Annotated in this window: 14 protein-coding genes; 12 read left to right on the top strand and 2 right to left on the bottom strand. The window is 31.8% G+C overall.

What is annotated here, in order from left to right:
- Position 1: 1 nt before the first annotated feature.
- Positions 2-649 carry a potassium channel family protein gene (locus tag ABF633_RS05625; protein WP_415522668.1) on the top strand — a complete coding sequence of 216 codons (648 nt, stop codon included), beginning with the start codon at positions 2-4 and terminating at the stop codon, positions 647-649.
- A 78-nt stretch (positions 650-727) separates the two neighbouring features.
- Positions 728-1402 carry a potassium channel family protein gene (locus tag ABF633_RS05620; protein WP_415522734.1) on the top strand — a complete coding sequence of 225 codons (675 nt, stop codon included), beginning with the start codon at positions 728-730 and terminating at the stop codon, positions 1400-1402.
- A 92-nt stretch (positions 1403-1494) separates the two neighbouring features.
- Here the strand turns inward: ABF633_RS05620 and ABF633_RS05615 are convergent, their stop codons facing one another.
- On the bottom strand, positions 1495-2394 hold the full coding sequence (locus tag ABF633_RS05615) for a radical SAM protein (protein ID WP_415522667.1): 900 nt from the start codon (positions 2392-2394) through the stop codon (positions 1495-1497).
- A gap of 183 nt (positions 2395-2577) precedes the next feature.
- Complete coding sequence (locus ABF633_RS05610; RefSeq protein WP_415522666.1) at positions 2578-2913, bottom strand: cupin domain-containing protein; 336 nt, start codon at positions 2911-2913, stop codon at positions 2578-2580.
- Between the two features lie 326 nt (positions 2914-3239).
- Between ABF633_RS05610 and ABF633_RS05605 the strand changes: the two genes are divergently transcribed.
- The 10 genes from ABF633_RS05605 to ABF633_RS05560 all read left to right on the top strand — a co-directional run bounded on the left by ABF633_RS05605 (position 3240) and on the right by ABF633_RS05560 (position 11779).
- A complete protein-coding gene (locus tag ABF633_RS05605) occupies positions 3240-3947 on the top strand; it encodes a GntR family transcriptional regulator (protein WP_415522665.1) in 708 nt (235 codons plus the stop codon).
- Positions 3948-4283: 336 nt separating this feature from the next.
- Positions 4284-4706 (top strand): phosphonate C-P lyase system protein PhnG, encoded by a 423-nt coding sequence (phnG, locus tag ABF633_RS05600; protein ID WP_415522664.1) that lies wholly within the window; start codon positions 4284-4286, stop codon positions 4704-4706.
- A gap of 78 nt (positions 4707-4784) precedes the next feature.
- Positions 4785-5378: a phosphonate C-P lyase system protein PhnH gene (phnH, locus tag ABF633_RS05595; protein WP_415522663.1), complete on the top strand. Its 594-nt coding sequence runs from the start codon at positions 4785-4787 to the stop codon at positions 5376-5378.
- 1 nt (position 5379) lies between these two features.
- The gene (locus ABF633_RS05590; RefSeq protein ID WP_415522662.1) at positions 5380-6504 is read left to right on the top strand and encodes a carbon-phosphorus lyase complex subunit PhnI; all 1125 of its coding nucleotides are present in this window, start codon (positions 5380-5382) and stop codon (positions 6502-6504) included.
- Positions 6488-7345: an alpha-D-ribose 1-methylphosphonate 5-phosphate C-P-lyase PhnJ gene (locus tag ABF633_RS05585; protein WP_415522661.1), complete on the top strand. Its 858-nt coding sequence runs from the start codon at positions 6488-6490 to the stop codon at positions 7343-7345. The genes ABF633_RS05590 and ABF633_RS05585 overlap by 17 nt, the downstream gene beginning before the upstream one ends.
- Positions 7346-7366: 21 nt before the next feature.
- Complete coding sequence (locus tag ABF633_RS05580; protein WP_415522660.1) at positions 7367-8209, top strand: ATP-binding cassette domain-containing protein; 843 nt, start codon at positions 7367-7369, stop codon at positions 8207-8209.
- A gap of 238 nt (positions 8210-8447) precedes the next feature.
- The gene (gene phnM / locus ABF633_RS05575) at positions 8448-9623 is read left to right on the top strand and encodes a phosphonate metabolism protein PhnM (protein ID WP_415522659.1); all 1176 of its coding nucleotides are present in this window, start codon (positions 8448-8450) and stop codon (positions 9621-9623) included.
- Positions 9620-10249 (top strand): DapH/DapD/GlmU-related protein, encoded by a 630-nt coding sequence (locus ABF633_RS05570; RefSeq protein WP_415522658.1) that lies wholly within the window; start codon positions 9620-9622, stop codon positions 10247-10249. Before phnM ends, ABF633_RS05570 begins: the two co-directional genes overlap by 4 nt.
- On the top strand, positions 10215-10949 hold the full coding sequence (locus ABF633_RS05565) for a phosphonate C-P lyase system protein PhnL (protein ID WP_415522657.1): 735 nt from the start codon (positions 10215-10217) through the stop codon (positions 10947-10949). The genes ABF633_RS05570 and ABF633_RS05565 overlap by 35 nt, the downstream gene beginning before the upstream one ends.
- Complete coding sequence (locus tag ABF633_RS05560; protein WP_415522656.1) at positions 10946-11779, top strand: PHP domain-containing protein; 834 nt, start codon at positions 10946-10948, stop codon at positions 11777-11779. The genes ABF633_RS05565 and ABF633_RS05560 overlap by 4 nt, the downstream gene beginning before the upstream one ends.
- Positions 11780-11868 lie beyond the last annotated feature (89 nt).

Below are 11868 nucleotides of genomic sequence, written 5' to 3'. Positions count from 1 at the left end.
TATGAATATAATTGTTGCTGGCTGCGGAGTACTCGGAGCTCAGTTAGCCCAATTGTTGGATTCTGATGGTTATAATGTGACAGTGATCGATAAGGACATAAAAGCATTCAAAAAACTTAAATCAGCATTTAAAGGTAATTTTATAGAAGGTATAGCTTTTGATAAAAATACTCTTTTGAATGCAGGGATAGAAAGTGCAGATGCCCTGGCATCTACAACAAATGGAGACAACACGAATATTGTTACAGCTTTAATTGCAAAGAAGAAATTCAAAGTCCCTATAATAATAGCTAGAATATATGATCCAATAAGAGCTGAGATATATAAAAAGATGGGTATAAACACTGTATCACCTATATTATGGAGTTCTAACAAGATGAAAGATATTATAAGTCATCCGGATTTGCTTAGAATATCAACCTTTGGTAATGGTGAAGTTGAAATTTTAGAAACTGAAGCTTCAATATTTTTAGAAGGACGGTATGTAAAGGATGTAACTATAGCATCAGAACTAAATATAGTAAGCATTGTAAGAAATGGAAGAGCCATAATTCCAACAATGAATACATCATTTTTAAAGGATGATAAAATTTTCCTTGCAGTAACTGCTTTGGGGAAAGCAAAAATGAAACAAATGATGGTTATTTAATAAAAAATTTTTTAACAGGAGGTGAAGGTACCTGAGGAAACTGTATTAATTTTCATAGAGTTTCAAAAATATCAGGTCATGCATATGTCTATTATTATTGTTGGTGGAGGTCGCATCGGTTCCTTTCTTGCTGGTTTAATGGAAGAAAAAAATGAAAAAGTAATAGTCATTGAAAAAGAAGAATCAGAAATTGAAAAACTTAAAAAAGATTTAAAACATTCTATAATAATAAACGGCAATGGGTGTGATCCAGATGTGTTAAAAAATGCAGGAATACTTGAAGCTGAAATTGTTGTTGCTTGTACTGGACATGATGAAGACAACCTGATAATATGCCAGCTTGCTAAGTTTGAATTTGATGTTTTAAAAGTTGTGTCAAGAATAAAAAATCCAAAAAATGAATGGATTTTTACAAAAGACATGGGTGTGGATGCTGCTGTAAGCGGTGCCAGAATAATTGCAAGATTAATTGAGGAGGAAGCTGAGGTAAGCAACATTACCACAATATTAAATCTTGCACAAGGAGAAATATCCCTTGTAAAAAGTATTATAGAGAGAAATGCAAAAGCCACACATAAAAAAATAAAAGAATTGGATTTGCCAAAGGACTGTATAATAATGACAATAGTCAGAGACAATAAGGTCTTAGTACCAAGCGGAGAATCTTTATTATTGCCGGGTGATGAAGTGTTAAGTGTTGTTGCAGACGGCTCCAGAGAAGGCCTTGAGGATATGTTCGATGACCCAAAATAGGTTTAGAGATTTGGCATAGTTTTCAGACTTTTGACTATTAAAATATAGTTAAACGGTAAAGTAGATAATTTAATCTACTTTACCGTTTAATCTTATCTTAGTATTGGAATACTACCTTCTGCACCTTTTTTAAGGTGAGCGTCTAAATACTCTGCTCTTATTGAGTTTAAACCATCTTTTAGTGCTGCAATCATTTCATCTTTCTTTTCTGGCAACATACCATGAACTGGTATTACATTAGATGTATGAAGACCAAAGAAATACGTATTATCTAGGTTAAGTCCACCTAGCATCTCAATTTCCTCTTCAATATTTTGACGCAAGGTATTTTCTTTAAAAAGCCCTTTATTTAATTCTTCATCAAGTGGGCTGCCAGGATCAACATGTAAAGTAGCAATAAAGATGAGCTTTGGATTAATTTCATTTAGTAATTTACTATTTGCAATTGCATTTCCATGTGTTTTTTCACTACCAGCTCCTCCGATTATAATATTTACACTAAAGTCTATACCGGCATTTGTTAAACGCTTTAACTGTGCTTTCGCTTCATCAATAGTAAACCCCTTATTAAAGTGTTCAACGACTTCTGGCATACCAGATTCTAAGCCAATATTAAGGTCATTAATCTTTAAAGCTCTTAATTCTTTAAGCTCATCATCTGTTTTATTTATTATGTTTTTAACTGAGGCATACATAGCTATAGTCTCAACGTTAGGTAAAATTTCATTTATTTTTTTTGCAATTAATTTAAGTTTATCTGCACTTAAAGTAAATGGATCAGCATTTACTAAGAATATACGATTTACTTCAGGATAAGCTTTTCTAGCTTCTAATAAATCTTTTTCAATTTGTTCCATAGTTTCTATTTGAAAAGGAACATTGTTATACATGGTACAAAAGCTGCATTTATTATGGCTGCATCCTGCAGTAACTTGTAGTAATAATGAGTTTGCTTCAAATGGTGGACGATAAACTGGTCCAGTATATTTCATTTTCATCTCTCCTCTTTTTATTCGTAGATCTTATTACTATAAGTTTACTACGACGCAACTATTTAAGGTAGTACGCACTTTGGAGTAAGTTATGGAAATTATAAATATTTATTCGGTGTGATAATAAAAAAAGTGGCTGTATCAAATTATATATTAATTTGATACAGCCACTTTACAGAATAATTAATTTTTTATTACTGTCAAAAGCATTTTAAATTTTTCACAAGCTTGGAGTGCATGTGGAATATTGGAAGGCATTACTATAGTTTCCTCTTCTTTAACAGTGAAAATATTATCTCCTATTGTAATTTCAGCTGTACCATCCAGTACCTGAACCATAGCATCTCCTGGAGTTACATGTGAACTAATGCCTTCATTTTTGTCCAGCGAAAATAAAGTAATATTTACAGATGGTGTTTGTGCAAGAGTTCTGCTTATAACTTGGCCTTCCTGATATGACACTAAATCCTTTAAATTGAGTATATTGGAAAATTCTATATTTTTTATTAAGTTATTCATTATATTTCACCTCTTTAATATTCTTTAACCTGACTAACTTGGCGTAAGTCTCCCATTTCTTCAAGTGGGAGTTCAACGCCAAGTAAGCCATGCATTTGCAGTTCTAAAATTCAGATGGGGTAAAAGAATCCCCACCTGAATTAAGAACTTGCTTCAATCATAGTATAGATCTTTTGTTAATAAAAATATGTATCGTATGTTACCAACTTTCATTATAATTTGTTTCACTAAATTGTTAATTTTATTTTACCTAAATAAAATACTAAATTAAACAAATTAATATATCATAAGCACATACTATATTATCAATAAAGGAGCAAAAGTCTATGAAGGACAATATTGAAATCAAAATTATTGATGATTTAATATTCAATATTAATAACGGTGATTATAGTAGTGATGATAAATTGCCCTCAGAAAATGCTTTGGCAGATATCTATGGAGTTCCAAGGATAGTGGTAAGAAAAGCTTATGAAAGATTGGAAGAAATGGGCTATATCTATTCAAAGCAAGGTAAAGGCAGCTTTTTAAGAAATAGGCATGAGCCTATTGATTTAGTTTTATCTGGTGATGAAAGCTTTAGTGAAAAAATGATTAAGAAAGGCTATGATTTCTTTTCTAAGAATATATTCTTTAAAAGAATTGAATATAATGAAAAGATTTTTAAAGAATTGGGTGTAAGCCAAGGTGATAAAGTATATAAAATAGGAAGATTGAGAATTATAAGTGATATACCAATGGCATTGCATATTTCTTATGTATCATCAGCTACTTTACATGATATAGAAAAGTCAGGTGATAGTATATCTTCCATGTTTGAATACTATAGAAGTAATGGATACAAGGAATTTATGTCTAAGAAAAGTATTTTAAGTGTTTCCTTCCCAGGGGAAGAAGAACGTAATATATTAAAATGCTCCAGTTTAGTTCCTTTATTAGTGTTAGAAACTAATTCCGCTGATGCTAAAACAGGAAAGATACTGGAATATACAAAAATAATATATAGATGTGATTATTTTAAATATATAATTTAGAAACATAAAAATAAATAATGAGACGGAAGAAAAGCAGGTAAAACAAATTTTGTTTTACCTGCTTTTCTTTAAAGTGGGAGTAAACAGTGGATGTTTCCATGGATAACGATTTAGGTTAAAGGACAACGATTTCCAAGTATCTAAATACATATAATAAGAGCTCAGCTAGTAAGCATGAGAGGTCATAAACAAAAACTACAACCGATACCAAAAACTCTGTTTATCAATAACAATGTTAAATCACAATATTATTATTTAACATGCCTTAACAAGGGATTTACAATTTAGAACTTGGTAACAAGATATAATAAAAATTGTCTAAGGAGGGTTTTAAAAATGAGAAGAAGAAGGCGAACTGAAATTTTAATTAAGGGATCTAGTGAAATAGCAAAAAATATGTTTGAAGAAATAGATAAGAATTATGAGATAAAAACCATAGAAGAGCCAGATAGTGCTCTTGTAATGATAAAAATGCGAGAAAGCTCTAAGAATTCATTATTTTATCTTGGAGAAGTGCTTGTTACTGAGGCAAAGGTACAAATTAATGAAGGCTTTGGTATAGGCATTGTAAGAGGAAATAAACCTGAGTTTGCCTATTGGCTTGCAGTTATTGATGCTGCTTACAATTTAGGATTAAAGGAAACAGGTAACTGGGAAAAAATCTTAGTTGAAGAAGAGACAAGGATAAAAGCTGAAGAGGCTTTAAATGATAGTAAGATTTTAAAAACTAAGGTTAATTTTGAAAGTATGAAAGTGTAATTTTAGATAAAATATTTGAAAATAAGGCATGTAAAATAAATAGTAAGTAAAAGATGTCTAGCTTAGGGAGGAATAAGTATGGAAATTCATATGGTTCATGATATACAGGCAGCCTATAGAAAATTATTAAATTGTATGTCAAGACCTGGAGTTATTGAAAGCATAGAAGATGAGAGCAGTAAAATCCATATTGATATAAAAGTTTTAAATTCTACATTAGTCTTAATGCTTATTTTATTGGATTCAGAGGTGAGTTTTAAGATTGTTTCCAAATATGAGACTGAAATTTCAAAGTTTGTTCAGCGATTAACTTATGCTAAGGCTGAAAGTGTGGAAAAAGCTGATTTTATATTTGTATTAAAGAATTCAGACAAGATTATGCTGGAGGAAGCATTAATCTATGCTAAAGAGGGAGATTTAATAAATCCTCATAAATCAGCTACTGTGCTTATTGAGACCAATAAGATAAGCAATGAAAAAAAGTTTTCATTAAAGGGACCAGGTGTAAAGGATGAAAATTACATAGATGTGGGGCTAAATGAAATATGGTTGGAAAAATTACATGAAAAAAATATAGAATTTCCAATGGGAATAGATATAGTTTTTACAGATGTAAATTCAAATTTAACATGTTTACCAAGAACCACAAGGGTTTTAAGGAAGGTGAATTAATGTGGGTTATGTTGCTGTAAAGGGTGGAACTAAGGCTATAGAGGAATCTATTAAGAGGTTAAAATATAAAAGATTAAAAGGCGGCGAGATTTTAAAGGTTAATGAGATACAGTCAGGAATGAGAGGACTTATTGATCAAATAATGTCAGAAAGCAGTTTGTATTCTGAAGAATTGGCGGCCCTTGCAATTAAACAGTCGGAGGGTAATTCTGAGGAAGCAGTATTTTTATTGAGAGCTTACAGATCTACTTTACCAAGGAAACATTATACAAGAACAGTTGAATCTATCCATATGTCAGTGGAAAGAAGAATTTCAGCAAGCTTTAAAGATGTACTAGGAGGACAAATTCTGGGAGCAGCCTATGATTATACTCACAGACTTATGGATTTTGAACTTGCAGATGAATCTAAAGAAGAGGCCTTAAGCTGGTTAAGGAAATTTCAGAGTGATGCAGCACAGCAGGAAAGTGAAAATGGGCTTAGAAATCTTCCTAAGGTTATGGATTTTTTAAGAGAAGAGGGACTTATTAGAGCTTATGAAAAAGATGATAAAGACCCAATTGACATAACTAAAAAAAGTATAGAATTCCCAACAGAGAGAAGTGAAAGATTACAGATTTTAACAAGGGGACAGACGGGAGCTGTTGTCTCATTAGGTTATGCAGCCTTAAGAGGTTATGGGTCACTTCATCCTACTGTAGGGGAATTGAGAGTAGGAAATTTATCACTATATATTAGTGATCCCCTTGAGGACACCTGTGAGGAAGAGGATGATTTTTATATTGGCGATATTGAGGTTACAGAAGTAGAAATGTTTATACCAAAAACTGTAGATGGGAAAAAGGGTGAGAAAAGTCTTGAGTTTGGAATAGGCTACGGTATCTGTTATGGACAAAATGAAACAAAGGCCATGGCTATGGCTATACTTGATCAATGTTTGGAAACTAAAGATGAAAAATATCCTACTCATAATGAAGAATTTGTACTTATGCATATAGATAGTGTTGAATCTTCAGGTTTTATGTCTCATTTAAAATTACCCCACTACGTAACCTTTCAATCAAAATTAGATAGCGTTCGTAAGACCAGGAAAGGAAAAGGTGCAATGAATGAAGATAAATTATAATTTTGCTTTCTTTGATGAAAGCTCTAAGAAGGAAATTAGGAGAGCTTCTTTAAAGGCTGTTGCAATCCCCGGGTATCAGGTACCCTTTGCATCAAGAGAAATGCCCATTGCAAGAGGCTGGGGTACAGGAGGACTTCAATTAACACTATCCTTAATTGGAAAAGAAGATATATTAAAGGTTATAGATCAAGGGTCCGATGAATCTGTAAACGCAGTAAATATAAAAAAACTTATACAAAATACTACTGGTGTAAAAATTACAGAAAAAACAGAAGAGGCTACTATAATTCAATCAAGACATAGAATTCCAGAAGTAAAGCTTGAAAGTAATCAGATACTGGTTTTGCAGGTTCCAATTCCAGAACCACTTAGGGCCGTTGAACCTAGTGAATATAAAACAAAAAGACTTCATGCTGAAAATGAGTATAGTGGTGTTTGGCTAATGCTTTTTGAACAAATTATGAAATATGGAGATATGTCAACTGGGGCTGATCATCCTGTATTTGTCAATGGAAGATATGTGATGTCACCAAGTCCTATTCCACGTTTTGATAATAAAAAAATGAATTATTCTGAAGCTTTAATTCTTTTGGGAGCAGGCAGAGAGAAAAAAATATATGCTGTGCCGCCTTATACGGAAATAAAATCCTTACATTTTGAGGATTATGCCTTTAAAACAGAAAATTTTGAGGGAAAGAGTTGCAGAATATGTGGCGCTGCTAATGTATACCTTGATGAATTCATAGATGAAAAAACTGGTGAAAAATATTATCAGTGTAATGATACAAGTTATTGTCTTGAAAGAATGAATAACGAAGAGAAAATCAATAATGGATATTAATGATTATGGTGGTGATTTGAAATGATATTTATGGAAGAGCCAATACTAAGGATTAAAAACTTAAATAAACAATTTGGCAGCGGCTGTGAAAAATGCAGTGAATCAAGAGACAAGCTGGAAAAGAATTTTTGTCCTGAGTGCGGTACTGTATATGCATGCCAGGATATTTCTTTCGATTTATATCAAGGAGAGATACTTGGAGTTGTAGGGGAAAGTGGCAGCGGCAAGTCTACCATGATGGAATGCCTATATTTTGATAAAGAAGTTACTTCTGGAGAGGCATATATAGGTAATTACAAAGAAGGAAAAGCTAATATATTTTTAGAATCCTCCCAGCAGAAAAGATTTATAAAGAATAATGTATTGGGAAAAGTTTATCAGAGTCCAGTACAGGGACTGAGAATGAATTTCTCATCTATAGGTAATATTGCTGAAAAATTAATTTCAGCCGGCCATAGAAATGTGGGTGACATGGAGGAAAGGGGTAAAAATCTTTTGGAAAAGGTTAATATTCCACTTTTTAGAATGAAGGAAGCTCCTAAAAACTTTTCTGGTGGAATGCAGCAAAGAGTTCAAATTGCTAAAGCTCTATCAAATAATCCACCAATTTTATTGCTGGATGAAGTTACTACAGGCTTAGATTTATCTGTACAGGCCAATGTACTTGATTTAATTAAAGAAATTCAAAGAGAACTTGGAATAAGTATGATTGTAGTATCCCATGATCTAGGTGTTATAAGAATGTTGGCAGATAGGACCATTGTTATGCTCAATGGAAAAATCATTGAAAGAGGACTAACAGATCAGATACTTGAAGATCCACAGTCTGCATACACACAACAATTGGTATATTCACTTTTATAGTAATTATCTCATATATAGTTGCTGCAGCAATTATATTTTCATAGCTTTTAGATACATTTATATGCTGTGAGGATATAAATTTCAACTTAAATTGACAATTTCAGAAGTATTTGAAGATAAAAGCTACATTTTGCAAATATAATTTATCCAATGATTAGTTGCCTTAATATTTTATTGAACTAGATGTAAGTGGAACAAATACAAAATAATTACTGATATCAAAAAGGAGGGATTGCCAGTGTACTTAATTACAAATGGGAGAATAGTAACTGAAAATGAAATATTAGAAGGTTATGATCTATTAATTGAAGATGATTCAATTAAAGAAATAAAGAAACAGGGACAGATTAGAAGCAATTATTTTAAAGAAGTAATTGATGCTAAGAATGGCTATGTGGCACCAGGATTTATTGATATACATTCCGATTATGTTGAGACTATGGCTGCGCCAAGACCAACATCAATAATGGATTTTTCAATAAGCTTAAGAGAAGAAGAAAAAATTTTAATTAATCAGGGAATAACAACCATGTTTCATTCTATTACTATGGATGAGAATCAACTTAAAAATGTTCCCATAAGAAATCCTGAAAATGTGAGAGAAATGATTAATGCTATTAATGTATTGCATAAAAATAAACCTCTTATAAGGCATAATTTTCATGCAAGAATTGAAATAGATAATGTTAATCAAATTGACAATATAAAAAAATATATTAAGGATGGTAAAGTTAATTTGATTTCTTTTATGGATCATACTCCGGGTCAGGGTCAATACAGAAGCTTGGAAGTATACAGAAAAACATTGAGAGGTTACAGACATATATCTGATGAGGAAATTGAAACAATAATTGATAGTAGGGAGACTAAGGAAAAAATAACTGATGAAACTATAAAGGAAATTGCAGCTTTAGCAATGGAAAATAATATTTCCATTGCTTCTCATGATGATGATAGTGTGGAAAAATTAGAAGTTGTTAAAAATTATGGCGCAAGTATAAGCGAATTTCCTATAACTTTAGATGTGGCAAAATCCGCTAAGAAAATGGGGATGTATACCATTGCAGGAGCTCCAAATGTATTATTAGGTGGCTCTCATTCAGGTAATTTATGTGCAGCAGAGGGTATAAAAAATAATTATATTGACATACTCTGCAGTGATTATTATCCAGCAGCTATGCTTCATGCAGTATTTTTACTCAATGAAAAGCATGGTCTTGATATAAATAAAATGTTTAATCTGGTTACGATAAATCCAGCAAGGGCAGTAAATATGGATAAAATTATAGGATCCATAGAGGAAGGTAAGAAGGCCGATATAATTATAATAGAAAAATTAGATGATCAATTCCCAGTGATTACATCAGTGTTTGTTGATGGAAAATTAACCTCAAGGACTAATTACTGCATATGAATACTGAAGATAAAGTATTGTCAATAGAGCCATTAATAGGTGAGAACTGTAAAATTGTAAATTCAAAACTGGGTGAATTTACAGAGGTGGGCATTTTTAATTTCTACGAAAATGTTACTCTTAGTGATTACTCTTATACAGGTCAGTTTTGTTTTCTGCAAAACGTTGAGGTAGGTAAATTTACTAATATTGCTGCCATGGTAAGAATAGGGCCTACAAATCATCCTATGGAAAGGCCTAGCTTACATCATTTTACCTATAGAAGGAAGATGTATGGTTTTGATGATAAAGATGATAAAGAATTTTTTGAAAATAGAAAAAGCCATAAAGTATATATTGGAAATGATGCTTGGATAGGCCATAATGCAATTATTATGCCCGGTGTAACCATAGGAAATGGAGCTATAGTTGGAAGTGGAGCCATAGTGACAAAGGATGTGGCGCCTTATACTATAGTTGCAGGTGTACCGGCAAAAATAATTAGAAAGAGGTTTAATGATGATATCATCTATAAACTGGAAAGTATTAAATGGTGGAATTGGTGTCATAAAAAGATAAAGGAAAATTTCAATGACTTTCTATTGAATATAGATGATTTTGTGGAAAAGCATTATGAAAGCAGGTGATAGTGTGGAGCAGCTATTAAAAATAGAAAATTTATATAAGACTTTTACTATTCATAATTTAGGAAAGCATATAAAAGCATCCCAAAATATTAATATATCTTTGAACAAAGGCCAATTCATAGGAATTACAGGTAAAAGCGGCAGTGGAAAATCAACTATACTGAAATGCATTTATAGAACTTACACAACTGATGAAGGTAATATATGGTATGAATCTAAAAAGTTTGGATTGATTAATATTTTAGATATATCAGAAAGACAAATGCTATATTTGAGAAAATATGAAATTGGCTATGTGTCACAATTTCTTAATAGCATGCCAAGAACTACGGCTAAGGAAATTGTTGAACATTCTGTTTTAGAGATGGGCTATAGTAAAGAATATGCTTCACAGGAAGCAGAAAAAATGCTTGGACATTTTGAATTTAATAGAGAACTGTGGGACAGCTATCCAAACAATTTTTCAGGTGGAGAAAAATTACGTCTAAATATAGCAAGGGCAATGGTTAAGCATCCAAGATTACTACTTTTGGATGAGCCAACTGCAAGTTTAGACAATTATTCTAAGAAAAAGGTAAAGGAGCTTATAGAACAGTTAAAAATTGAAGGAACTACAATGATTGGAATATTTCATGATATTGACTTCATGGAAGGACTTTGTGATAAGAAATATAACATGCAGGCGGGGGAATTCATATGAAAGTGGATCTTCATGTTCATACAGATATTTCTGATGGGTCCTTTGGATTGGAAGAAGTTATAGATATGGCTATAAAAAATGGCGTTACTCATCTTGGCATTACTAATCATGATACCGTTAAAGGCCTAAAAGAAGCAGTTGAGAAGGGTAAAAGTGCAGGAATAAAGATAATTCCTGGTATTGAAATATCTTCCTGTGATCCTGAAAGTAACAAGAAAATTCATATTTTAGGATTTAATTTTGATTTAAAAGGAATAAATATTAGAAAAGTTTGCGATCAAACTCTACAGAATAGGCATAAAAATTCATTATGGCAAATTAGGCAGCTTATAAAAAACAGGTATGTAATGGATGTGGCTAATATATATGCCAGGGCTGAAAATAGTGAGGTCATCTATAAACAGCATATTATGGCAGAACTAGTAGATAAAAAATATACTGATAAAATATATTCAGATTTATACAGAAAGCTGTTTAAGGGCAGTGGAATATGTGCAAGAGATATAGAATATGCTGATGCCTACGAAGCAGTAAAAGCTATTAAAAAAGATGGAGGTATTGCAATATTAGCACATCCAGGACAATTGGATTCCTATAATTTTATTGAAAAGCTTGTGGAAGCAGGATTAGATGGCATTGAAATGTATCATGAAGATCACCATGAAGAAGATCATAAAAAGGTTGCTGAATATTGCAGAAAATATAATTTAATAGCTACTGGAGGCAGTGATTTTCATGGAGACTATGGCACAGATATAAATATTGGACAAATATTAAGTCCTAAGGAATTTTTGCATGTATTTGATTCTGAAATAATTGGTTTGGGATAACCATATTAAAACAAATGCTGGAATATATAGATTAATAAGAAAATTTAAAATAAACATTACATTCATATAATGATTAATTAACATGAACA

The sequence above is a fragment of the Clostridium sp. genome, from assembly GCF_047718555.1.
In the GTDB taxonomy this organism is placed as follows: domain Bacteria; phylum Bacillota; class Clostridia; order Clostridiales; family Clostridiaceae; genus Clostridium_I.
This window is presented reverse-complemented; position numbering and strand designations above follow the sequence as displayed.